The organism is Salmonella sp. 2020_1395, from assembly GCF_043848115.1.
Classification (GTDB): domain Bacteria; phylum Pseudomonadota; class Gammaproteobacteria; order Enterobacterales; family Enterobacteriaceae; genus Salmonella; species Salmonella enterica.
In genome coordinates this window covers 406,833-429,455 of the sequence record NZ_JBCMFH010000003.1, presented here as the reverse complement: position 1 = coordinate 429,455, position 22,623 = coordinate 406,833, and the positions used below count along the sequence as shown (strand labels likewise).

Sequence of the window (22,623 nt, the reverse complement as noted above, 5' to 3'; positions counted from 1 at the left end):
GTCGTTGATAGCTCCTTTAATATAAGAATTTCTTTTATCAACGGAAGATAATGATGGAACTGATCAATAATCGTGGTATGCGAGACTGGATGATATTTATTAAAGTGGCGGAAGTAGGGAATCTTTCCCGGGCTGCGCGGGAATTAGATATTAGCATTTCTGCTGTCAGTAAATCGCTTAGCCGCCTTGAGAATTCTATTGAGGTTACTTTACTTCGGCGCGATTCACATCACTTAGAACTGACTGGAGCTGGTCAGACAGCCTATGCAAGCATGAAAAGGATAACATCTTCCTTTCAGTCTTTGCTGGATGAATTGCGAAATCCGGATAAAATTATCAGAGGGAGTATAAAATTTTCGGCTCCGGCTATTGTCTGTGAGTTTCTTGCCAATAAGTGGATATGGGAATTTACAGCTAGCTATCCGGATACAAAAATCTACCTGGATTCACGAGAGCGTAGCGATTTTTTTAGTAAATCCCTGGAGTTTGATGAGCTGGTTTTTAAAAGTGGCATAATCGAAAGTGAGGATCTCGTGTATCGAAAGATAAGCCCTTTAAAGTTGGTTCTTTGTGCGAGTCCGAAATATATCAGAAAATATGGCAGGATCTCACATCCTGGCGATTTGGAAAATCACATTATTGTGGGTCTTCACAACCATGGTCTTTCCGGACCTCTTACTCTTTTCCGTCAAGATGAATCATACACTATTAGTGGCGCTGTTAATGTTCATTTATCTTCCAATAATCTTTTGAGTGTTCTTAATTTGGTTTTAGAAGGAAAGGGTATCAACCTCATGACTCCGGCTTGGCTTGCCACCAAATACTTAAAAAATAATGAACTTGAAATTATACTTCCTGAATGGAGGGTTCCAGATCTCCCCATTTATCTTGTATGGCGTCATCGTCAGTATTATTCTCCTTTATTTCAACGCTTTCTGTCTTTTATTGAAGATAAATGGAATAATCGCCCACAAATTGATTTTCTGAATGATGATTAACCCGTTTGGAATGGTTTTGACACGTTCCTGACTTAAACCCACATGATGATGACTGAATTGAGGCATCGAGATATGCGACTGGTCAGCCAGTCGTCTTTTGACGATGCCCAATACAAAACATGATGCCGACTGACGGAAATGATAATACCCGGAAACAGGATGGGGCTGTTTTTGGGCAGCCGGAAGTTAAGCCCATACCAGAAACGTTGCAGTGTACTGAAAAATGGCGCCAGGTTGCACCTGTTCAACGATTTTCTGAAGGCGCAGGAGTATTCATTACTGATATCCTCCATTGCGCCTTCGGGAACCCACAGGACCAGCTATTTTACCGATAGTGTTTAAAAGGCGTAAGTAATGCCGAGCATGAAGTCATTGGAGGCAGCCTTTGTGTCTGCATCATAAGCGGTATGTTCATCACCAGCATAGTGATTTTTTGAAATGCTTACTTTGCCTGCATTAATGTATTTATAACTGGCGTCAATCATAATATTATCTGTTACAGCATATTTTGCACCGATACCTGCGCCCCAGGCAAAGTTATTTTTTGAAGCAGACAGAGTTTCATTAATACCAAAACCAACAGGAATGGTGTTATTACTTAGCTTCACATGAGCGAGGCCAACGCCTGCGCTGATATAGGGTGTAAATGCCGTACTATTGTGAAAATCATAATAGCCATTAACCATGTAAGTGGTCATTCGGACCTGATTTTTTACATTTATGTGTACTGGCTGACCAAATGCAATAATATCCTGCCCGCCTTTAGCATCCGTCTCACCTCTGAAAGTGGTATCCAGTTCTAAACGTACTGGAAGCTGGAATGGATCATAAAAGTCATAACCGATAGCAACCCCGCCGCCAAAAACGCCTTTGGTACGGTCAGGTAACGTTGCATGACCATTGACTATCTTATCCTGGCTGAAGGTTGAGTTGATTCCATAGACATTGACTACGGATGTCCCCGCTTTCCCGGTGATATAGATCCCTTCTTTTGCTGATGCAGTAGCGGACCAGGTTACCACAAGGGGAATGATGCAGACTGCGAAAAAGTTTTTCATTTCAGAACCTGCCTTAACATTGGGCTAAAAGACAAGTTTCACGGTATAGGGGGTGATATAACGATTACATAAACGAAGCCCAAAAAACGGTCTATTGTAACGCTGGGTTTTCTGTAAGCGGGTAAAAAATGAGATGAAGATTTTAAATAACAATACGATAATCGTCGGTATGGAAATCCATCTCCTCGCCAAATTGCCCAACGTATGCCAGCCCCACGTACGGTTTCACTTCTACGTTATGTAACGGGTAGTGTGAGATAGAGCGATGCTGTAAGAAAAAGATGAAGATGAATTTGTACCCGACCTGGATAAAGCCCGTTATCCAGGAATAACGGGCAAAAATATTTACTCAAGTGCCTGGGCGAGATCTTGTTGTACCTGTTGACGTTGTTCTGGTGTCAAGACTTTGCTTAAATCAAAATAATATTTAACCCGATAATAGCGAGCCTGTTGTTCTATGTTACTGAAGGCTGCAAGCTGCTGTTTTACGGCGGCGTCATCCCATTTACCGGATTTAATTACCTCTATCAGCGCACCGTCTTTAATTCCCTTCATAGAAATCTGACTGACGTCGGTTTCCAGTTGTTGGTGAAGTTTTTTGATCCGGGTAATCTGATCGTTTGTCAGCTTCAGATGCTGGACAATAGGATCTTGGGCGGGCAGGGGAGGATTGGGGACAGCGGTGGCGAAAGCGCCAAAAGAAACGCCCGCCAGAGTCGCTGCCAGTAAAGTTGTGCGTACAAAGTTTTTCATGAAGATATCCTGATAAGGGAGTGATTAACCGTTTTTATTACCCACGAATGGCGAGCAATTATCTTAGAGCCTATCCCATTAGGGCTATTTTACTTGCCATTTTGGACCTGGGCAGTGCTCAAAATCCTCACGTACTACGTGTACGCTCCGGTTTTTGCGCGCTGTCCGTGTCCAAACTGGCTGCGCCAATAACGCCTGGTGGGATAGGCTCTTAGTCAGAATACGTTGCCTGCCACATTACGCCACGCGAATTTGTTTTACGGAGAGTTACGGAGTGAAACAATCCCGCCGCGGTGAGCGGCAGGTTGCTTACAAGGTGAATGGATCGGCATCGCGCCAGGCTGGAAATTTTTCGCGATAGTCCTGCAAGGCGACGAGAGAAAGATCGGCATCGATACGTGTCGCCTGGTGTGGTTCGGCGGTGGCGATAATATCACCCTGGGGATTAATGATCCGGCTATCGCCGCGATAATGTAACCCGTTGCCATCGGTGCCAACCCGGTTGCAGCCTGCGACATAAGCCTGATTTTCAATAGCGCGCGCCGTCAGTAATGTTTGCCAGTGTAGCGAGCGCGGCGCGGGCCAGTTCGCTACATACAGCGCCAGATCGTAATCATTGCGGTTGCGCGACCATATCGGAAAGCGCAGATCGTAACAGATCAGCGGCAGAATGCGCCAACCGCGCCACTGCACGATGATGCGTTTATCGCCTGCGGCATAATGTTGATGTTCATCCGCCATACGAAACAGATGGCGCTTATCATAGAGATGAACCTTGCCTTCCGGTTCAACCAGTAAGAAGCGATTTACGGCGCCGCGCTCAGTTTGTAGCGCCGCGCTGCCGGCAATCAGAGCGTCAGTTTGTCGGGCTTTGGCCTGCATCCACGTAATCACGCTATCTTGCGAAAGTGAGTTATTAGCGGCCTCCATCGCAAAGCCGGTGGTAAACATTTCAGGCAGAACAATCACATCCCGGCCAGATACGAGCTCTAGCTGTCTGTCAAAATGACGCAGGTTTGCCGGGCCGTCCATCCAGACTAAAGGTTGTTGCAACAGAGTAATTTTCAAACCAGACACGATCGGAGCTCCTCATTGAACAGCGTCTTTACACTGTAGCATGAGCAATAATAAAAAAGCGGCAAGAAAAAGCCCCGCGAAAGCGGGGCAGGAAAGAGGCGAGACTGATTATGCGGCTTCGACTTTACGCACTTTCTCCGGCTGCTTTACCGGTTTGGTCGCCAGCGCTTCAGGTTCAAAATCATCAACGTTGATACTGCGCAGGCGGCTCTCTTCCGCTTTCGCCAGAATGGCGGCTTCATCTTTATCTATAAGCCCTTTCGCCAGCGCATTGCGCGCCAGTTCATCCAGACGAGTAAACGGCAGATTTTTACCCAGTTCTTTGCAGATGCGCTGGTGGATAGGGTCGGCAGCGATGACATCACGCAGCGCTTCTTCCAGTAAACCGACCGGATTATGTTCGGCGGGCGTCAGATACTGACCGCGCCCAATGCGTGAACGTGTGGCGTTCGGCACCTGCAGGATCTTCGCCACGGCGTGATCCAGCTTATCAGACGGCGCCAGATAATGACGGCCAGTCGGGAAGATCATCGCGGTGAGCAATCCGGCCACGACGCGGTTCGGGAAGTTCTGCAGCAGATCGTCCATCGCTTGTTCAGCACGATACAGCGCATCCTGTACGCCCCAGTGCACCAGCGGCAGGTCGGCTTCGTGGCGACCTTCGTCGTCGTAACGCTTCAGTACGGCTGAGGCCAGATAAAGCTGACTCAACACATCGCCCAGACGCGCGGAGATACGCTCGCGGCGTTTCAGGCTGCCGCCCAGTACCGCCATTGACACGTCAGACAGCAGCGCCAGGTTTGCGCTCAGTCGGTTCAGATGCTGGTAATAACGCTTCGTGGCGTCGCCGGTTGGCGTATGGCTCGTTAATCCACGGGTCAGGCCAAGCCAGAAACTGCGAACGGTATTGCTGCCGACATGGCCAATATGTTTAAACAACAGCTTATCAAAGGCATTCACATCATTATTCTGCGCTGCGGCCATCTCTTCCAGTACATAAGGATGGCAGCGAATGGCGCCCTGACCAAAGATCATCATGCTACGGGTCAGGATATTCGCGCCTTCCACGGTAATCGCGATAGGCGCGCCCTGGTAAGCACGCGCCAGGAAGTTGCTCTCGCCCAGCATAATGCCTTTACCACCAGTGATATCCATCGCGTCGATAATGGACTGCTGGCCGCGGTGGGTGCAGTGGTACTTCACGATAGCCGACAGTACCGCCGGTTTTTCACCCAGCATAATGCCGTAGGTGATTAACGATGCGGCGGCATCCATCACATAAGCGTTACCTGCAATACGCGCCAGCGGTTCTTCAATACCTTCCATCTTGCCGATAGAAATTTTGAACTGACGACGAATGTGAGCATAGGCGCCGGTTGCCAGCGCGACGGATTTCACCCCGCCAGTGGAGTTGGACGGCAGGGTAATACCGCGTCCTACCGACAAACATTCCACCAGCATACGCCAGCCCTGTCCGGCCATTTTGGGGCCGCCGATAATATAATCAATAGGCACGAAAATATCGTTACCGCGGGTTGGGCCATTCTGGAACGGAACGTTAAGCGGGAAGTGACGACGACCAATTTCCACACCCGGCGTTGAGGTAGGGATCAGGGCGCAGGTAATACCCAGCTCTTCTTCTCCGCCTAACAATCTATCCGGATCGGAAAGCTTAAACGCCAGGCCCAACACGGTAGCTATCGGCGCCAGCGTAATGTAACGCTTGTTCCAGGTCAGGCGCATACCCAACACCTGCTGGCCCTGCCATTCGCCCATGCAAACCACGCCGGTATCCGGAATGGCGCCTGCATCAGAACCTGCTTCCGGGCTGGTCAGCGCAAAGCAGGGGATCTCCTGGCCGCGCGCCAGTCGCGGCAGATAGTGATTCTTCTGCTCTTCCGTACCATAGTGCTGCAACAACTCGCCAGGGCCGAGTGAGTTTGGAACGCCGACGGTGATAGCCAGAATTCCGGAGACGCCGGACAGTTTTTGCAGTACACGGGACTGCGCATAAGCGGAGAACTCCAGCCCGCCGTACTCTTTTTTAATGATCATCGCAAAAAAACGATGCTCTTTCAGATAAGCCCACAGTTCCGGCGGCAGATCCGCCAGTTCATGGGTAATCTGGAAATCGTTCGCCATCCGGCACGCTTCTTCTACCGGACCGTCGAGAAACGCTTGCTCTTCGGCAGTGAGTTGCGGTTGCGGATAGTTGTGCAGTTTTTTCCAGTCTGGCTTGCCCTGGAACAGATCGCCTTCCCACCAGGTTGTACCGGCATCAATCGCTTCTTTCTCAGTGCGCGACATCGGCGGCATGACCTTACGGAAGCCGCGGAACACCGGTGCGGAAATCATTGATTTTCGCATCGGTGTGAGGTTAAACGGCACGAGGATAATGGCCAGAGGAACCAACAGCCAGATGGACCACAGGCCAGCGACGCCAAGTGCGGCGGTCCAGGCGAGCAGAATCAGGCTGCTGAGAAATAAACTCACGCGGTGATAGAACAATGCGCCGAGCAGAACAACCGTAGCGATAATACTCAAAATCATCATAACGAAAAGCTCCCTTGCTTGTAGGAGGTCTGACCACTTGTGATGATTAGGTTGTAGTGGATGTAAAATTTTTTAGCAATGTGTTTACAAAATAATTACAACAAAGCTCACATTGTTGCCGTTTTTGGGGGCACGAAAAATCAAAAGCGTGAGGCGTTAATTCGGCTTATGCTTCTCGCCTGTACTGCTATCCGGTACACTGCATACTGTCATTTACATTCATGCTGAAGGATATCCTCATGTACCAGGATCTTATTCGTAACGAACTGAACGAAGCGGCGGAAACGCTGGCTAATTTTTTAAAAGATGACGCCAATATTCACGCTATTCAGCGCGCGGCGGTCCTGTTGGCTGACAGTTTTAAAGCGGGTGGTAAGGTACTTTCCTGCGGTAACGGCGGCTCCCATTGCGATGCGATGCACTTTGCTGAAGAGCTGACAGGTCGTTATCGTGAAAATCGTCCGGGCTACCCGGCAATTGCGATTTCTGATGTTAGCCATATATCCTGCGTCAGTAATGATTTTGGCTATGACTATATTTTCTCTCGTTACGTTGAGGCGGTAGGGCGCGAAGGCGATGTCCTGTTAGGGATCTCGACGTCGGGTAACTCAGGTAACGTGATTAAAGCGATTGCCGCGGCCCGTGAAAAAGGCATGAAAGTGATTACGTTGACCGGCAAAGACGGCGGCAAAATGGCGGGAACGGCGGATATTGAAATTCGCGTACCGCACTTCGGTTATGCCGATCGTATTCAGGAAATTCATATCAAAGTGATTCATATCCTGATTCAACTGATCGAAAAAGAGATGGTTAAATAACTATACCCGTCATACTTCAAGCTGCAGGTGCGTTGGTTGCGCTCAGAAACCCCAGTCACATAGTTATCTATGTTCCTGGGGATTTCCTCCCTTACCGCCTTCCTGCAACTCGAATTATTTAGGGTATAGCATATTGTTTTCTTTGATATTTTGAGATTTGATTGGCTGTAAAAATTACGCCTTCCCGCTTAAGGCGTTTGTGGAGGTGATGTATGTGCGAACTGCTTGGGATGAGCGCCAATGTGCCGACGGATATCTGCTTTAGCTTCACCGGACTGGTGCAGCGTGGCGGCGGAACCGGGCCGCATAAAGACGGCTGGGGAATTACCTTTTACGAAGGAAAGGGCTGTCGCACGTTTAAAGATCCGCAACCGAGCTACCATTCGCCGATTGCGAAACTGGTACAGAATTACCCGATCAAGTCCTGCTCGGTTATCGCCCATATCCGTCAGGCTAATCGCGGTGAAGTGGCGCTGGAAAATACGCACCCTTTTACCCGGGAATTATGGGGACGCAACTGGACTTATGCTCATAACGGTCAGCTCAATGGTTATAAGTCGCTGGAAACCGGTAATTTTCGTCCGGTGGGGGAAACCGACAGCGAAAAAGCGTTTTGCTGGCTATTGCATAAATTAACGCAGCGTTATCCCCGCACGCCGGGCAACATGACAGCGGTATTTAAATATATTGCGACACTGGCGACGGTATTACGTGAAAAAGGCGTTTTTAACATGCTGCTGTCAGATGGGCGATATGTGATGGCGTTTTGCTCAACCCATTTGCACTGGATCACTCGCCGGGCGCCGTTTGGCGTAGCCACGCTGGTGGATCAGGATATGGAAATTGATTTCAGTTCACAGACCACGCCAAATGACGTGGTTACCGTGATTGCTACCCAGCCGCTAACGGGGAATGAAACCTGGCAAAAGATTATGCCAGGCGAATGGGCGTTATTTTGCCTCGGAGAGCGTATAATTTGAGGCCAGCTGTGGCTGAACGACTTCGTGACTCAACGGTTTGCTCACGACGTAACGTCCATCAACGATAGAAACAGTTGGCGGCTTATGCGTCTGTTCAAAATAATCGTAGCCGGGTTTTAGCTGCGCCCAGAAATCTTTGTAATATGAATACTTATGACGCTGCATATTGGCGTCGGTCATCCGGAACGGATAAATACTCACCTGCACGCTCGGCTGACCAAAGACCAGCGCGGCGGTGACAAACTGGAAAATCTCATCAATGCCGCTGTCGGTCATGGCATAGCAGCCGACGGAAACACAGGCGCCGTGAATCATCAGATATTTACCATCATAGCCATGCGCGCGATCGTAGGCATTGGGAAAACCAATGTTGATGGCCTTATAAAAACGGCTGTCTGGCTTGAGTTGATTACGCTGAACGCTGTAAAACCCTTCCGGACTTTTAAAATCGCCCTGACGGCGTTTCGGGCCTAACCCGCCGGAATAGTTGCAAATTTTGTAGCTATCAAGCAACTGGTATTGCTCACCCATTTTGACGTAGAGATCAAGAGTGCGCTCTTCTTTAAAAATCTGAATATAGACCGGTGAGCCCATTAACTGCTGCTTATACTCTTTACTGACCGGCGTGACGGGGCTGCTGCTGCTCAGCAAACCGGCAAATGAGACGCACGGCATCAGAAGCATCGCAAGAAAAAATGCGATTTTACGCATACTGCTTGTTCCTTGATAAAACGGTTACACACGCCAGAACGGCAAAAGAGTCCCCAAATCGGAGTAATCTGGATTTGGAGCGCTCACATTAGCACCACGGCAGTTTTTCGCAAGTCCCCGTGTGTACGTTTACAATTTTCCCGCCGCTTTCGTCGTCATACCTTCGAATATGTCGCATTTTTAACGCGAATGTCTCTTTGCGCGCAATAAAATATACTGTACACTTAAACAGTATTGTGGGGGCGAGCGATGCGCAAAATCATACATGTTGATATGGACTGTTTTTTTGCCGCGGTAGAGATGCGTGATAATCCGGCGTTACGCGATATTCCCATTGCCATTGGCGGGAGTCGTGAGCGAAGAGGCGTTATCAGTACCGCCAACTATCCTGCGCGCCAGTTTGGCGTACGCAGCGCGATGCCGACCGCCATGGCGCTAAAGCTGTGCCCCCATCTCACCCTATTGCCTGGCCGCTTTGACGCCTATAAAGAGGCTTCGCGGCATGTACGTGACATCTTTTCCCGCTACACTTCACTGATTGAACCGCTCTCGCTGGATGAAGCCTGGCTGGATGTGACTGACAGCCCGCACTGTTATGGTTCGGCGACGCTGATCGCCAGGGAGATTCGTCAGACTATTTTCAATGAACTGCAACTCACCGCCTCCGCCGGCGTTGCGCCAGTGAAATTTCTGGCGAAGATCGCCTCCGATCTCAATAAACCGAACGGACAATATGTTATTACGCCAGCCGATGTACCCGACTTTCTTAAAACGTTGCCGTTAGCCAAAATTCCAGGCGTGGGGAAAGTTTCCGCCGCCAAACTGGAAAATATGGGGTTAAGAACCTGCGAGGATATTCAACAGTGCGATCTGGCGATGCTTCTCAAACGCTTCGGTAAATTTGGCCGGGTATTATGGGAGCGTAGTCAGGGTATTGACGAGCGTGATGTTAACAGCGAAAGGCTGCGTAAATCGGTAGGCGTTGAGCGTACTCTGGCGGAGGATATTCATGAGTGGTCGGACTGCGAGGCCATTATTGAACATTTATATCCGGAACTGGAGCGTCGTCTGGCTATAGTAAAGCCCGATTTACTGATTGCCCGACAGGGCGTTAAATTAAAATTTAATGATTTTCAGCAAACCACTCAGGAACATGTCTGGCCGCAATTAAATAAAGAAGACTTAATTACCACCGCCCGTAAAACCTGGAACGAGCGTCGCGGCGAGCGCGGCGTACGGCTGGTGGGGTTACACGTAACGCTGCTCGACCCTCAGTTGGAACGACAGTTGGTGTTAGGGTTATAAGTCAGGCCATTAATATTTTATCACTATTACGATTGCGCCATCTAAATTTCAGTATTACTATACCCACGTTTTCTCATTCTCAATAACTGCAAAGGAGGTTCATCATGACACTTTATTCTCTGAACGCACTTTGCAGACCTTTCCAGGATTAATTTTCTTTTATTGCTCTGGATTCGTCTGCCATTTCCTGATTTTTTAATTCATACATGGAATGGTATATGGGCAATTATATTCGTCCTTTATCAGATGTGGTATTTTCTATCGCATCGGATAACCTGTGGATCGAAGATTCCGCGATCCAACAATTATATACGACGGCTAAGTTAACCGGTATGAAACGCGTTATCGGGATGCCAGATCTGCATCCGGGGCGCGGCTACCCTATTGGCGCAGCCTTTTTCTCACGTGGACGTTTTTATCCGGCGTTGGTCGGCAACGATATCGGCTGCGGCATGGCGTTATGGCAAACGGATATTTTAGGGCGTAAATATAACGCCGATAAACTGGAGAAGCGGCTGGCGTCGCTGCCTGACGTGGCGGACGCGCAGTGGCTGGAGGAGAATGTCCCCGCCGCAATGCAGCATCATTCGTGGCGCTCTGCGCTGGGTTCCATTGGCGGCGGCAATCATTTTGCCGAGCTACAACAGGTCGATCGCATCGTCGATGCTGATTCGTTCGCTTTGTCGGGGTTACAAAAAACGCAGTTATTACTGCTGGTACACAGTGGTTCACGCGGTCTGGGGCAAGCTATCCTGCGTCGTCATGTGGAGGCGTTTTCGCATAACGGTTTGCCGGAAGATAGCGACGATGCGCGCCGCTACCTTGCAGAACATGACGATGCGCTGGCATTTGCCCGCAGTAATCGCGCGCTGATTGCCTGCCGGATACTGCAACAGCTCAGGGCTGAGGGCGAACCGCGGCTGGATGTGGCGCATAACTTCGTTGAACCCTGTACTGTCGCGGGTGAGGCGGGGTGGCTGCACCGTAAAGGCGCTACGCCAGATGGGCAGGGACTGGTGATTATCCCCGGCTCGCGCGGCGATTATAGCTGGCTGGTGAAACCCGTCGTCAGCGAGGAGAGCCTCTTCTCCCTGGCGCACGGCGCGGGGCGCAAATGGATGCGTACCGAGTGTAAAGACCGGTTATCGGCAAAATTTACCCCGCGACAGCTCTGCCGTACCGGGATGGGTAGCCGGGTGATTTGCCGCGATCGCCAGCTCATTTATGAAGAAGCGCCGCAGGCGTATAAATCCATCGATAGCGTTGTGGATTGTCTGGCAGACGCCGGACTGATTACGCCAGTTGCCTGCCTGCGTCCGGTGCTGACGCTGAAAACCTCAGGGGAGAAAAGCGCATGATCTTACTGCAACTTTCTTCTGCGCAGGGGCCGGACGAGTGTTGTCTGGCGGTAAAAAAAGCGCTGGATTGTCTGACGAAAGAAGCCGCCAGAGAAAAGGTATCGTTGACGCGACTTGAAACAGAGCCGGGACGATTACCAGACACGCTGCGTTCCGCGCTGGTCTCGCTGGACGGCGAAAAAGCTATGGCTTTCAGTGAACGTTGGTGTGGCACGTTACTGTGGATTTGTACCAGCCCGTATCGTCCGCACCATGGGCGAAAAAACTGGTACGTCGGCATTGGGCGCTTTTCCGCCGACGAACAGATGCAGTCTGATGAGATTCGTTTCGAGACTCTGCGCTCTTCCGGCCCGGGTGGGCAGCACGTTAATAAAACCGACTCGGCAGTGCGGGCCACGCACCTGGCGAGCGGGATTAGCGTGAAGGTTCAGTCAGAGCGCAGTCAACATGCGAATAAGCGTCTGGCCCGGCTGCTGATTGCCTGGCGGCTGGAACAGCAACGGCAAAATGAGTGTGCGGCGTTGAAGTCTGAAAGGCGTCTGTTCCATCATCAGATTGAGCGCGGCAATCCGCTACGGATATTTAAAGGAATGGCGTTTACGCCACAATAATTCGGTGCTACCAGCGCTGTTATAGGGCTGTCTGGCTATTCGCGTGTAGCCGCAGCGCTATTCAGCGCATCCAGGAGAGCTTATCTGGCAATGGATACCCGATATTCCATATTGATAGCCCGTCCAGAAATGGGACGGGCATTTTAGCGCTTTCTTACTTCGCAGGAATCGCTTTCAGCAATTCGGTCAGCAGAGTCCAGTAGTGGCCGACGCTTTCGATATGTACCTGCTCATCCGGAGAGTGAGGTCCGGTAATGGTAGGCCCAATAGAAACCATGTCCATATCCGGATAGGGTTTCTTAAACAGACCGCATTCCAGGCCGGCGTGGATAATCTGGATGTTCGGTGTTTTGTTGAACAGACGCTGATAGGTTTCCCGCACCAGGTGCATGACCGGCGAGTTCGCATCGGGCTGCCAGCCAGGATAGCTGCCTTTTGCTTCGGTTTTCGCGCCAGCCAGCTTGCCCAGCGAATCCAGCATACTCACCACATAATCTTTACCGCTGTCGATTAGAGAGCGAATCAGGCAGTGAATTTCGACATTCGCATCGGACATTGTGACCACGCCAACGTTCAGCGATGTTTCCACTACGCCTTTCGCCACGTCTGAATTGCGGATCACGCCGTTCGGCGTTGCGTTCAGCAGGCGCACAAAGGTATCGCGTGACGGCGCGGTCAATGCGGCTTTATCACTGGCAACCTCATTGAGTTGCAGCGTCAGGTTTTTCTCTTTTTCCGCCAGTTCGTTTTTCAGAATATCCTGGTAAGCATTCACTAATGTTTTCAGCGCGCCTACGTTGTCTGCGGCAACGGCGAGGGTAGCGAACGCTTCGCGCGGAATCGCGTTACGCAGCGTGCCGCCGTTGAAATCGATCAGACGCAGATCCAGCTCTTCTGCGTGCCCGGCCAGGAAACGCGCCAGCAATTTGTTGGCATTGCCAAGGCCTAGGTGAATTTCACCACCGGAGTGGCCGCCTTTCAGGCCTTTCAGGGTTAGCTTAAAGCATGCAAATCCTGCGGGTACAGCTTCACGGGTCAACGGCAGATTAGAGGTAAAATCGATGCCGCCTGCGCAGCCCATATAGATCTCACCTTCTTCTTCAGAGTCGGTGTTGATCAGGATGTCGGCCTGCAACCAGCCGGACTGAAGGCCGAACGCGCCATCCATGCCGGCTTCTTCGGTCATGGTCAGCAGCACTTCCAGCGGGCCGTGGACGACATTATCATCAGCCAGTACCGCTAACGCAGAAGCCATTCCAATACCATTGTCGGCGCCGAGCGTAGTACCGCGCGCTTTAACCCATTCGCCATCAATATAAGGCTGGATAGGATCTGTAGTGAAGTCGTGAACGGTGTCGCTATTTTTTTGCGGCACCATATCCAGATGCGCCTGTAAAACGACCGGCTTGCGATTTTCCATACCTGCAGTGGCGGGCTTACGGATCAGAATATTACCGACCTGGTCGCGATCCACGTAAAGGCCTTTCTCTTTGGCCCAACTCACAATATGTTCCGCGAGTTGCTCTTCGTGATAGGACGGGTGAGGAATAGAACAGATTTTGGCAAAAATATCCCACAAAGGTTGTGGTGATAACTGAGACAGTTCAGACACGATAAGTCTCCTTGGCGGTGGTCTGAAAAACGTTCTTACAGGCCACAGGGTTAGCGGAATTGATAACTCTTACGAGATGCGACTGAGAATACCACTTTCTCCGCCTGCGGGTAGTATAAAGCATACAAAAAGAGGCGTGGATTCCGCTAAACACTGGTTTTTAGCGCGTCAGGTCTCTATAATCTCGCGCAACTATTTCCCCCTCGAACACTTTTTAAGCCGTAGATAAACAGGCTGGGACACTTCACATGAGCGAAAAATACGTCGTCACCTGGGACATGTTGCAGATTCACGCACGCAAACTGGCGAGCCGCCTCATGCCTTCAGAACAATGGAAAGGCATTATTGCCGTAAGTCGTGGCGGCCTTGTACCGGGCGCACTACTGGCGCGTGAATTGGGCATTCGTCATGTCGATACCGTATGCATCTCCAGCTACGATCACGATAACCAGCGCGAACTGAAAGTGCTGAAACGTGCAGAAGGCGACGGCGAAGGCTTTATCGTCATCGACGATCTGGTCGATACCGGCGGCACCGCCGTCGCGATTCGCGAAATGTACCCTAAAGCGCATTTCGTCACGATTTTCGCTAAACCGGCGGGCCGTCCGCTGGTTGATGATTATGTTATTGATATTCCTCAGAACACCTGGATTGAACAGCCCTGGGATATGGGTGTGGTATTTGTACCGCCGATTTCAGGTCGTTAATCAGCAGCTTTTCAGAGCGCCCGGCAATGCCGGGCGCTGTTTTATTGGTTACAATAAGCCTCTATGAGTATCCAAGGAGGCTGCACGAATGACACAGGCTAACCTCAGCGAAACCCTGTTCAAACCCCGCTTTAAACATACTGAAACGTCTACCCTTGTCCGTCGGTTCAATCGTGGGTCGCAGCCGCCCATGCAATCCGCGCTGGACGGTAAGAACGTCCCGCACTGGTACCGCATGATAAACCGCCTGATGTGGATTTGGCGCGGCGTTGATCCACGAGAAATCCTTGATGTGCAGGCGCGCATTGTGATGAGCGACGCAGAGCGAACGGATGATGATTTATACGATACGGTCATCGGTTACCGCGGCGGCAACTGGATTTATGAGTGGGCAAAGCAGGCGATGGACTGGCAGCAGAAAGCCTGTCAGGAACAGGACGCCATGCGCAGCGGACGCTACTGGCTTCATGCCTCAACGCTCTATAACATTGCCGCCTACCCGCATTTGAAGGGCGATGAGCTGGCGGAGCAGGCGCAGGCGCTGGCGAATCGCGCCTATGAAGAGGCCGCGCAGCGGTTGCCCGGCTCGTTACGTGAAATGGAATTTGCCGTTCCTGGCGGTTCGCCTGTCACCGCGTTTTTACATATGCCGAAAGGGGATGGTCCGTTTCCGACGGTGCTCATGTGCGGCGGCCTGGACGCCATGCAAACCGACTATTACACCCTGTATGAACGCTATTTCGCGCCGCGCGGTATCGCGATGTTAACGCTTGATATGCCTTCGGTTGGATTTTCATCAAAGTGGAAATTAACCCAGGATTCCAGCTTGCTCCATCAGCATGTGTTAAAAGCGCTTCCTAATGTCCCCTGGGTGGATCATACCCGTGTTGCGGCGTTTGGTTTCCGTTTTGGCGCCAATGTTGCGGTGCGTCTGGCCTATCTGGAAGCGCCGCGTTTGAAAGCGGTGGCTTGCCTGGGGCCGGTGGTCCATGCGCTACTTAGCGATCCGCAACGACAGAGTACGGTGCCGGAGATGTATCTGGATGTGCTGGCCAGCCGTCTGGGTATGCATGATGCTTCGGATGAGGCGCTGCGTGTGGAGCTCAATCGCTATTCGTTGAAAGTACAGGGGCTGCTGGGCAGACGTTGTCCTACGCCAATGCTTTCCGGCTTCTGGAAAAACGATCCTTTCAGCCCGGAAGAAGAGTCTCGCTTAATTACAACATCATCTTCAGACGGTAAGCTGATAGAGATCCCTTTTAACCCGGTGTACCGCAATTTTGACCACGCGCTGCAAGAAATTACCGACTGGATTAATCATAGATTGTGTTAATAGATTGATAAATTCTATTGATTTGGTAAAACAGTTGCTTCATTAAAGGAGATCGCAATGACGTTACCGAGTGGACACCCGAAAAGTAGATTGATCAAGAAATTTACCGCGCTTGGCCCCTATATCCGGGAAGGGCAGTGCGAAGACAATCGTTTTTTTTTCGATTGCCTGGCAGTTTGCGTCAACGTGAAGCCCGCGCCAGAGAAGCGTGAATTTTGGGGCTGGTGGATGGAGTTGGAAGCACAAGAGAAACGCTTCACTTATCGTTATCAGTTTGGTTTGTTTGATAAAGAGGGCAACTGGACCGCAGTGCCGATTAACGAAACCGAAGTGGTGGAGCGACTGGAATACACGCTACGCGAGTTTCATGAAAAGCTACGCGACCTGCTGATTTCTATGGAGCTGGCGCTGGAGCCGTCTGACGATTTCAACGACGAGCCGGTAAAACTGTCGGCATAACCCTGCTGTCATGCCTGATGGCGTAGCGCCATCAGGCACAATGCGACTTATCAGAACTGGTAGGTCAACCCTATTGCCACAATATCATCGTCATTAATGCCTAACGTGTTATCGCTATCAAGCTGATTGATTTTGTAATCTACAAACGCGGACATATTTTTGTTGAAGTAATAGGTTGCGCCCACGTCAATGTAATTCACCAAATCCTCACTGCCGACGCCCTCAATATCTTTGCCTTTTGACAGCACATAGCCTAATGACGGACGCAGACCAAAATCAAACTGATACTGGATAACCGCTTCGAAATTTTGGGTTTTATTGGCAAATCCGCCGGAAACTGGCGTCATGTTGCGGGTTTCTGAATAGAAAGTCGCAATATAAATATCATTCGCGTCATACTTTACACCCGTAGCCCAGGCTTCGGCTTTATCGCCCGTACCGCGGCGCTGCAGATTTTGCTCCCTGGTGCGATCGGAGAGAGTATAAGCGCCGCTGACGGCAAAATCACTGCCGCCGAAATCATAGCTCACGGAAGTGCCGAAGCCGTCGCCGTTTTGCTTTTTCACATCGCGATCTTCGTTTTTCCCCTGATACTGTAAGGTAAGATCCAGTCCATCAACGATGCCGAAGAAATCGGTATTGCGATAAGTCGCCAGCCCGCTGGCGCGTTTAGTCATAAAATTATCGGTCTGGGCGGAAGAGTCGCCGCCGAATTCGGGAAACATATCCGTCCAGGCCTCAACATCGTACAGCGCGCCCAGGTTACGTCCATAGTCAAAAGAACCGATATCTTTTAATTTCAGGCCAGCAAAGGCCAGGCGGGTTTTTTGCTGGGACGAATCACTTTCGGCTTTATTACCGGCAAACTCAGCTTCCCAGCGCCCGTAGCCGGTCAATTGATCGTTAATTTGCGTTTCGCCTTTAAAACCAAAACGAACGTAGCTTTGATCGCCATCTTTGCTGTCATAATCGCTCATATAGTGCATGGCTTTAACTTTTCCATACACATCAAGCTTATTACCGTTTTTATTGTAAACCTCGGCGGCGTGAACAGATGCTGATGCGATGATACTCACCACTATTGCCAGAGTGCTCTTATTCATTTCCATTCCTGTTTTAATTACGCGCTATGATTTGTCGGGAGACCCGGTAAAAAACAGGAAGGTTTTTAACGTTCGGTAATGAAAGATTTATGACAAAGTGAGAATTTTTTTAAAAAAATATGTTTAATTGTTGCGGTAATAAAATGGTCAAATTCCGCCGCTACGCTTGCTGATCCTGCGCAACAAAATTTCACGCTACGCGTACAGGTTGTTGGCAACCGGAGCCAGTCCTGCTAAAACGTTCATTTGGTCTTTATTTCTTATTTTGAACGGCAGAGAATCATGAGTGACAGCCAGACGCTGGTCGTAAAACTCGGCACCAGCGTGCTAACAGGCGGATCGCGCCGCCTGAACCGTGCCCATATCGTAGAACTTGTCCGCCAGTGCGCGCAGCTACACGCCGCGGGACATCGTATTGTTATTGTTACCTCTGGCGCGATTGCCGCCGGACGTGAACATCTCGGCTACCCGGAACTGCCGGCAACGATCGCCTCTAAACAGCTTCTGGCGGCGGTAGGGCAAAGCCGTCTGATTCAACTGTGGGAGCAGTTGTTTTCAATTTACGGTATCCATATCGGGCAGATGCTGTTGACGCGTGCGGATATGGAAGACAGAGAGCGCTTTCTGAACGCCCGCGATACGCTGCGTGCATTACTGGATAACCATATTGTGCCGGTTATCAATGAAAATGATGCCGTTGCGACAGCGGAAATTAAAGTGGGCGATAACGATAACCTCTCCGCGCTGGCGGCGATCCTGGCAGGCGCGGATAAACTGCTGCTGCTGACCGATCAGCAAGGATTATTTACCGCCGATCCGCGTAGCAATCCGCAGGCGGAGCTTATCAAAGATGTGTATGGCGTTGACGATGCGCTGCGCTCTATCGCGGGAGACAGCGTTTCCGGGCTGGGAACCGGTGGTATGAGCACTAAGCTTCAGGCGGCAGACGTGGCCTGTCGCGCGGGTATTGATACAATTATTGCCTCAGGCAGTAAACCGGGCGTGATCGGCGATGTGATGGAGGGGATTTCCGTCGGCACCCGTTTTCATGCGCAAGCCTCGCCGCTGGAGAACCGCAAACGTTGGATCTTCGGCGCGCCGCCGGCAGGCGAAATTACGGTTGATGAAGGCGCGACCGCGGCAATGCTGGAACGTGGCAGTTCACTTCTGCCAAAAGGCATCAAAAGCGTGACGGGCAATTTCTCGCGGGGGGAGGTCATCAGAATTTGTAACCTGCAAGGGCGTGATATCGCTCATGGCGTCAGCCGTTATAACAGTGATGCTCTGCGGCGGATAGCCGGTCACCACTCTCAACAAATCGATGCGATTCTTGGCTATGAATATGGCCCGGTCGCTGTTCATCGTGATGACATGATTACTCGATAAGGAACAGGCATATGCTGGAACAAATGGGCATTGCTGCTAAAGCGGCGTCGTATAAGCTGGCGCTGCTCTCCAGCGGCGAAAAAAATCGCGTGCTGGAAAAAATAGCCGATGAACTGGAAGCGCAAATGGAAAGTATCCTCAGCGCGAACGTACAAGATGTTGAGCAGGCGCGAGACAACGGCCTGAGCGAAGCGATGCTGGACCGCCTGACGCTGACCCCTGCGCGTCTGAAAGCGATTGCTGACGATGTGCGCCAGGTCTGTAATCTCGCCGACCCGGTCGGGCAGGTGATCGACGGCGGTCTGCTGGACAGCGGGCTACGTCTGGAGCGCCGCCGCGTGCCGTTGGGCGTGGTTGGCGTTATCTATGAGGCGCGTCCGAATGTTACCGTTGATGTGGCTTCTTTGTGTCTGAAAACCGGTAATGCGGTGATTCTACGCGGTGGGAAAGAGACGCATCGCACGAATGCCGCAACCGTTCGTGTCATTCAGAAGGCGCTGAAAGCTTGCGGTTTACCGGAGGCGGCGGTTCAGGCGATTGATAATCCGGATCGTTCGCTGGTCAATGAAATGCTGCGTATGGATAAGTACATCGATATGCTGATCCCGCGCGGCGGCGCAGGCTTGCATAAACTGTGCCGCGAGCAATCCACCATTCCGGTGATTACCGGCGGGATTGGCGTGTGCCATATTTTTGTCGATAGCAGCGCAGACATCGCCCCGGCGCTGAAGATTATTGTCAACGCCAAAACCCAGCGCCCGAGCACCTGTAACACGGTGGAAACCTTGCTGGTGCATCAGGACATCGCAGAACGCTTTTTGCCTGCGCTGAGCAAGCAGATGGCGGAGAGCGGCGTGACGTTGCATGGGGATGAAACCGTCATGCAGGTACTGCATGGCCCTGCCAAACTGGTGCCGCTGAAACCGGAAGAGCTGGATAACGAGTTTCTGTCTCTGGATCTGAACGTTGTGGTGGTCGAAAATATGGATGGCGCTATCGGCCATATTCGCGAACATGGCACTCAGCACTCCGATGCGATTTTGACGTGTGATATGCATAATGCTGCGCGTTTTGTGAACGAAGTGGATTCCGCTGCGGTTTATGTCAACGCCTCTACCCGTTTTACCGACGGCGGGCAGTTTGGGCTTGGCGCAGAAGTGGCGGTCAGCACGCAGAAATTACATGCCCGCGGTCCGATGGGGCTTGAAGCGCTTACCACCTATAAGTGGATAGGCTTTGGCGATGGTACGATTCGTGCGTAATTAATGACGAGCGGTGCAAAAATAGCCGGTTGAGTAGCAAGGCTATTGACGCACCGCCCGGTTAGTTTTAACCTTCTACCCCGTGATTCACCCGCGTGAACACACCCTTCTCAGGGCCGATATAGCTCAGTTGGTAGAGCAGCGCATTCGTAATGCGAAGGTCGTAGGTTCGACTCCTATTATCGGCACCAGTTAAATCAAATGCTTACGTATTATTCGTACCTTCCTTATTTTTACTGTGGGACATATTTGGGACAGAAGTACCAAAAATCGAGTCAATTTGTCGAGCATGTTCAGTCAGGTGATTTGGTGCCAGATGAGCATATCTGCGAACCATTTCGATAGACTCCCAGCCACCCATTTCCTGCAATACCGAAATCGGAACGCCAGCCTGAACTAACCAACTTGCCCACGTGTGCCTCAGGTCATGAAAACGGAAGTCTTCAATGCCCGCTCGTTTTAATGCTGCCCTCCATGCAGTATTAGCGTCATAGCGCATCTTCCTCACTACAGGTGATTTAGTTCCGTCTGGTTTGGTGCTGCTTTCCTTGTAGACGAACACCCATTTGTGATGATTGCCGATTTGCTTTTTCAGCACCCGGCAAGCGGTATCATTCAGCGCCACTCCAATGGCATGATTAGACTTGCTTTGTTCCGGGTGTATCCATGCCACCTTTCGTTGCATGTCTATCTGCTGCCACTCCAGATTGATAATGTTAGACCGCCTTAAGCCAGTAGAAAGCGCAAACTCTACGACTGACTTTAGCGGTTCCGGGCATTCATCAATCAACCTTTTTGCCTCGTGAGGCTCAAGCCAGCGGATACGCTTATTTTTCGGCTGAGGAACTTTGATGATCGGAGCCTTATCCAACATCTTCCATTCGCGTTCAGCAGCCCGGAGGAGTGCCTTAATGAATGAAAGGTGAGTTGCTTTTGTGGCTACTGCTGCCGGCTTAGGCTTGAATACCGGAGGCTGCTTCCCATTCTTCCTGCAAGCTTCATCCATTAACTTCCAGTTTTCCTCATGCCGCCGATTAGTCATCTTCTGGATGGCGGAGTAAATCTTCGTCTCGGTAATATCCTTCAACTGCATCCCTGCAAAATGCTGGAGCCAGAATCCTATCCGACTCTTGTCATCATCCAGCGACTTCTTATGCGCCTTCTCCTCTAACCACCTGACACAGGCCTCCTCAAAAGTCATGTCAGGCGTCTCTCCTAATTTATTTACCCTCCATGCTTCTGCCTTCATCTTGTCATGAAGCTCTGTGGCCTGCCTTTTTTCCTTTGTCCCAAGAGATTGCTTAAATCTTTTGCCGTTCGGCAATGTGAAACTGGCGTACCATGTTTCACCTCTGCGGAATAGTGACATTTCAGTTCCTCTGTTATGTCATCACCCGCGCTCACCTGGACAGTATGCAGCGGAGACTGAAGCGCCGCAATGCAGGCTTGTCGTGTGGTGAGGTAAGGGGATTTCGGTTTGGTGGGGTCTTTACGTGTTGCCTGTAGTCGGCCTGTGCGAATCCAGTTGGTGGCGGTAGGTCTGGATATTTTGAGAAATGCACAGGCCTCATCGAGTGTGAGGCTGTGTGATTCCATGGTTACTCCGCTGTTTCTTCTTCGTCTTCTTTTGCGTTAGCGATGTCGTAGAATTGCCCGTAAGTTATTTTCTTGAATGCATCAGGGATAACAACTTCGCCATGCTGCTCTTCTTTGTTATTTGGTATTGCAAAAATAAGACAATCATCGCGTTGCGGGTGCTTGCCGCCGTACGTTGATAACATAGCGAAACCAAAGCCACGCCCAGATTGACAGCCAATTCCTGTGCGCATAATACCGTAATGATTAGCGATGTAGTCATTCCACTCAGGTAATGCTTTTAGCTTGACGTTAGCTTCGTGGATAACTGCATCAAGCTCCTTGTTATATGCACGGCCTTCTTTTGTATTTCCCTTTCCTCGTGCTATCACAACTCGCTTCCCATTCCAAAAATCTTCACGCTTGATTGTTATCTGGCATGGGAATTCATATCCTTTTTCCCAAACGAAACTTTGCAGCAAGCCACCTCTACCACCCCAATTACGAGTTGTTGTCCATGCTATAGCACCAACCTGTTCTGCTGCGGCTGGGAGGATAGAATTACGTTGTTCGTTAATGGTATCGTATGAACTGATAAGTTCCTTAACATCATCACCTTCAACCATGTAGTAATCGTAATACTTGCTCTGGTCTGACATTATCTATCTCCAATAAAAAACCGCCATCAGGCGGCTTGGTGTTCTTTCAGTTCTTCAATTCGAATATTGGTTACATTGTTTTCATATATGAATAAATAAATTAGCTTTTTTCGTTGCCTTTGCGTTCCTTATTAATTCTGACAAACTCGTTTTTACCACGCTCTCCAAATGCGTCTTTAGAGTCGTTGTATCCGCAATCGCAGCACACATAATCATCAGACCATCCACGCATTGTTTTTTCTTTTGCAATATTTCCAGAACCGCATTTTGGACAAGACATGTCACTACCTCCAAAGCATGAGTGA

General features: G+C 50.5%; 23 protein-coding genes and 1 tRNA gene. 13 read left to right on the top strand and 11 right to left on the bottom strand.

The window, feature by feature from the left end:
- Window positions 1–50 precede the first annotated feature (50 nt).
- Window positions 51–998: a LysR family transcriptional regulator gene (locus tag ACH0WD_RS07095; RefSeq protein WP_000970302.1), complete on the top strand. Its 948-nt coding sequence runs from the start codon at window positions 51–53 to the stop codon at window positions 996–998.
- Window positions 999–1,117: 119 nt separating this feature from the next.
- Complete coding sequence (locus tag ACH0WD_RS07090; protein ID WP_001575654.1) at window positions 1,118–1,333, top strand: hypothetical protein; 216 nt, start codon at window positions 1,118–1,120, stop codon at window positions 1,331–1,333.
- A gap of 3 nt (window positions 1,334–1,336) precedes the next feature.
- On the opposite strand, the gene pagN is transcribed toward ACH0WD_RS07090, so the two are convergent.
- The 4 genes from pagN to fadE form a co-directional block, all read right to left on the bottom strand.
- Entirely contained in the window at window positions 1,337–2,056 is a 720-nt protein-coding gene (gene pagN / locus ACH0WD_RS07085; RefSeq protein WP_001748030.1) for an adhesin/invasin protein PagN, read from the bottom strand.
- 345 nt (window positions 2,057–2,401) lie between these two features.
- A complete protein-coding gene (locus tag ACH0WD_RS07080) occupies window positions 2,402–2,809 on the bottom strand; it encodes a Spy/CpxP family protein refolding chaperone (RefSeq protein WP_000788200.1) in 408 nt (135 codons plus the stop codon).
- A 309-nt stretch (window positions 2,810–3,118) separates the two neighbouring features.
- On the bottom strand, window positions 3,119–3,886 hold the full coding sequence (locus ACH0WD_RS07075; protein ID WP_000015789.1) for an amidohydrolase: 768 nt from the start codon (window positions 3,884–3,886) through the stop codon (window positions 3,119–3,121).
- A 108-nt stretch (window positions 3,887–3,994) separates the two neighbouring features.
- On the bottom strand, window positions 3,995–6,439 hold the full coding sequence (gene fadE / locus ACH0WD_RS07070) for an acyl-CoA dehydrogenase FadE (protein WP_000973042.1): 2,445 nt from the start codon (window positions 6,437–6,439) through the stop codon (window positions 3,995–3,997).
- Window positions 6,440–6,678: 239 nt separating this feature from the next.
- Between fadE and lpcA the strand changes: the two genes are divergently transcribed.
- Window positions 6,679–7,257 (top strand): D-sedoheptulose 7-phosphate isomerase, encoded by a 579-nt coding sequence (gene lpcA / locus ACH0WD_RS07065; protein WP_000284051.1) that lies wholly within the window; start codon window positions 6,679–6,681, stop codon window positions 7,255–7,257.
- A gap of 212 nt (window positions 7,258–7,469) precedes the next feature.
- On the top strand, window positions 7,470–8,237 hold the full coding sequence (locus ACH0WD_RS07060) for a class II glutamine amidotransferase (RefSeq protein ID WP_000333387.1): 768 nt from the start codon (window positions 7,470–7,472) through the stop codon (window positions 8,235–8,237).
- Here the strand turns inward: ACH0WD_RS07060 and dpaA are convergent.
- Window positions 8,208–8,948: a peptidoglycan meso-diaminopimelic acid protein amidase gene (gene dpaA / locus ACH0WD_RS07055; RefSeq protein ID WP_001225658.1), complete on the bottom strand. Its 741-nt coding sequence runs from the start codon at window positions 8,946–8,948 to the stop codon at window positions 8,208–8,210. The two genes, ACH0WD_RS07060 and dpaA, sit on opposite strands and share 30 nt — an antisense overlap.
- A 249-nt stretch (window positions 8,949–9,197) precedes the next feature.
- Here dpaA and dinB point away from each other — a divergent pair, with 249 nt between their 5' ends.
- The 3 genes from dinB (at window position 9,198) to prfH (ending at window position 12,222) form a co-directional block, all read left to right on the top strand.
- Entirely contained in the window at window positions 9,198–10,253 is a 1,056-nt protein-coding gene (dinB, locus tag ACH0WD_RS07050; protein ID WP_395201885.1) for a DNA polymerase IV, read from the top strand.
- A gap of 218 nt (window positions 10,254–10,471) precedes the next feature.
- Window positions 10,472–11,611, top strand: a complete 1,140-nt coding sequence (locus ACH0WD_RS07045) for an RNA ligase RtcB family protein (protein WP_000528889.1) — start codon at window positions 10,472–10,474, stop codon at window positions 11,609–11,611.
- The gene (gene prfH, locus ACH0WD_RS07040; RefSeq protein ID WP_000602091.1) at window positions 11,608–12,222 is read left to right on the top strand and encodes a peptide chain release factor H; all 615 of its coding nucleotides are present in this window, start codon (window positions 11,608–11,610) and stop codon (window positions 12,220–12,222) included. Before ACH0WD_RS07045 ends, prfH begins: the two co-directional genes overlap by 4 nt.
- 154 nt (window positions 12,223–12,376) lie before the next feature.
- On the opposite strand, the gene pepD is transcribed toward prfH, so the two are convergent.
- Entirely contained in the window at window positions 12,377–13,834 is a 1,458-nt protein-coding gene (pepD, locus tag ACH0WD_RS07035; protein ID WP_001292977.1) for a cytosol nonspecific dipeptidase, read from the bottom strand.
- 248 nt (window positions 13,835–14,082) lie between these two features.
- Here pepD and gpt point away from each other — a divergent pair, with 248 nt between their 5' ends.
- The 3 genes from gpt to crl all read left to right on the top strand — a co-directional run bounded on the left by gpt (window position 14,083) and on the right by crl (window position 16,333).
- Window positions 14,083–14,541 carry a xanthine phosphoribosyltransferase gene (gene gpt / locus ACH0WD_RS07030; RefSeq protein ID WP_001292018.1) on the top strand — a complete coding sequence of 153 codons (459 nt, stop codon included), beginning with the start codon at window positions 14,083–14,085 and terminating at the stop codon, window positions 14,539–14,541.
- Between the two features lie 88 nt (window positions 14,542–14,629).
- Window positions 14,630–15,874 carry an esterase FrsA gene (gene frsA / locus ACH0WD_RS07025; protein WP_000189586.1) on the top strand — a complete coding sequence of 415 codons (1,245 nt, stop codon included), beginning with the start codon at window positions 14,630–14,632 and terminating at the stop codon, window positions 15,872–15,874.
- A 57-nt stretch (window positions 15,875–15,931) separates the two neighbouring features.
- On the top strand, window positions 15,932–16,333 hold the full coding sequence (gene crl / locus ACH0WD_RS07020) for a sigma factor-binding protein Crl (RefSeq protein ID WP_000174693.1): 402 nt from the start codon (window positions 15,932–15,934) through the stop codon (window positions 16,331–16,333).
- Between the two features lie 50 nt (window positions 16,334–16,383).
- Here crl and phoE read toward each other — a convergent pair whose 3' ends face one another.
- Entirely contained in the window at window positions 16,384–17,436 is a 1,053-nt protein-coding gene (gene phoE / locus ACH0WD_RS07015; protein ID WP_001043667.1) for a phosphoporin PhoE, read from the bottom strand.
- Window positions 17,437–17,718: 282 nt separating this feature from the next.
- Between phoE and proB the strand changes: the two genes are divergently transcribed.
- From proB to ACH0WD_RS07000, 3 genes are all read left to right on the top strand, one after another.
- Entirely contained in the window at window positions 17,719–18,822 is a 1,104-nt protein-coding gene (gene proB, locus ACH0WD_RS07010) for a glutamate 5-kinase (protein ID WP_001285275.1), read from the top strand.
- Window positions 18,823–18,833: 11 nt separating this feature from the next.
- Window positions 18,834–20,084 carry a glutamate-5-semialdehyde dehydrogenase gene (proA, locus tag ACH0WD_RS07005; RefSeq protein ID WP_000893240.1) on the top strand — a complete coding sequence of 417 codons (1,251 nt, stop codon included), beginning with the start codon at window positions 18,834–18,836 and terminating at the stop codon, window positions 20,082–20,084.
- Between the two features lie 115 nt (window positions 20,085–20,199).
- Window positions 20,200–20,275: transfer RNA gene (locus tag ACH0WD_RS07000), tRNA-Thr, on the top strand.
- A gap of 14 nt (window positions 20,276–20,289) precedes the next feature.
- Here the strand turns inward: ACH0WD_RS07000 and ACH0WD_RS06995 are convergent.
- The 4 genes from ACH0WD_RS06995 to ACH0WD_RS06980 all read right to left on the bottom strand — a co-directional run bounded on the left by ACH0WD_RS06995 (window position 20,290) and on the right by ACH0WD_RS06980 (window position 22,598).
- Window positions 20,290–21,408 (bottom strand): site-specific integrase, encoded by a 1,119-nt coding sequence (locus ACH0WD_RS06995; RefSeq protein ID WP_223155093.1) that lies wholly within the window; start codon window positions 21,406–21,408, stop codon window positions 20,290–20,292.
- Entirely contained in the window at window positions 21,330–21,680 is a 351-nt protein-coding gene (locus tag ACH0WD_RS06990) for a helix-turn-helix domain-containing protein (protein WP_023241398.1), read from the bottom strand. The genes ACH0WD_RS06995 and ACH0WD_RS06990 overlap by 79 nt, the downstream gene beginning before the upstream one ends.
- 2 nt (window positions 21,681–21,682) lie before the next feature.
- Window positions 21,683–22,318, bottom strand: coding sequence for a hypothetical protein (locus ACH0WD_RS06985; protein WP_023241397.1), 636 nt, complete (start codon window positions 22,316–22,318; stop codon window positions 21,683–21,685).
- A 100-nt stretch (window positions 22,319–22,418) separates the two neighbouring features.
- Window positions 22,419–22,598 carry an Eag protein gene (locus ACH0WD_RS06980; RefSeq protein WP_001277764.1) on the bottom strand — a complete coding sequence of 60 codons (180 nt, stop codon included), beginning with the start codon at window positions 22,596–22,598 and terminating at the stop codon, window positions 22,419–22,421.
- Between the last annotated feature and the right edge of the window lie 25 nt (window positions 22,599–22,623).

Coding starts and splice junctions, on each gene's coding strand:
- proB (WP_001285275.1), top strand. CDS start 17,719: ATGAGTGACAGCCAGACGCTGGTCGTAAAACTCGGCACCAGCGTGCTA.
- gpt (WP_001292018.1), top strand. CDS start 14,083: ATGAGCGAAAAATACGTCGTCACCTGGGACATGTTGCAGATTCACGCA.
- ACH0WD_RS06980 (WP_001277764.1), bottom strand. CDS start 22,598: ATGTCTTGTCCAAAATGCGGTTCTGGAAATATTGCAAAAGAAAAAACA.
- dpaA (WP_001225658.1), bottom strand. CDS start 8,948: ATGCGTAAAATCGCATTTTTTCTTGCGATGCTTCTGATGCCGTGCGTC.
- prfH (WP_000602091.1), top strand. CDS start 11,608: ATGATCTTACTGCAACTTTCTTCTGCGCAGGGGCCGGACGAGTGTTGT.
- fadE (WP_000973042.1), bottom strand. CDS start 6,439: ATGATGATTTTGAGTATTATCGCTACGGTTGTTCTGCTCGGCGCATTG.
- lpcA (WP_000284051.1), top strand. CDS start 6,679: ATGTACCAGGATCTTATTCGTAACGAACTGAACGAAGCGGCGGAAACG.
- ACH0WD_RS06990 (WP_023241398.1), bottom strand. CDS start 21,680: ATGGAATCACACAGCCTCACACTCGATGAGGCCTGTGCATTTCTCAAA.
- pagN (WP_001748030.1), bottom strand. CDS start 2,056: ATGAAAAACTTTTTCGCAGTCTGCATCATTCCCCTTGTGGTAACCTGG.
- ACH0WD_RS07080 (WP_000788200.1), bottom strand. CDS start 2,809: ATGAAAAACTTTGTACGCACAACTTTACTGGCAGCGACTCTGGCGGGC.
- crl (WP_000174693.1), top strand. CDS start 15,932: ATGACGTTACCGAGTGGACACCCGAAAAGTAGATTGATCAAGAAATTT.
- ACH0WD_RS06985 (WP_023241397.1), bottom strand. CDS start 22,318: ATGTCAGACCAGAGCAAGTATTACGATTACTACATGGTTGAAGGTGAT.
- ACH0WD_RS07095 (WP_000970302.1), top strand. CDS start 51: ATGATGGAACTGATCAATAATCGTGGTATGCGAGACTGGATGATATTT.
- proA (WP_000893240.1), top strand. CDS start 18,834: ATGCTGGAACAAATGGGCATTGCTGCTAAAGCGGCGTCGTATAAGCTG.
- phoE (WP_001043667.1), bottom strand. CDS start 17,436: ATGAATAAGAGCACTCTGGCAATAGTGGTGAGTATCATCGCATCAGCA.
- ACH0WD_RS07045 (WP_000528889.1), top strand. CDS start 10,472: ATGGGCAATTATATTCGTCCTTTATCAGATGTGGTATTTTCTATCGCA.
- ACH0WD_RS07060 (WP_000333387.1), top strand. CDS start 7,470: ATGTGCGAACTGCTTGGGATGAGCGCCAATGTGCCGACGGATATCTGC.
- ACH0WD_RS07090 (WP_001575654.1), top strand. CDS start 1,118: ATGATGCCGACTGACGGAAATGATAATACCCGGAAACAGGATGGGGCT.
- dinB (WP_395201885.1), top strand. CDS start 9,198: ATGCGCAAAATCATACATGTTGATATGGACTGTTTTTTTGCCGCGGTA.
- frsA (WP_000189586.1), top strand. CDS start 14,630: ATGACACAGGCTAACCTCAGCGAAACCCTGTTCAAACCCCGCTTTAAA.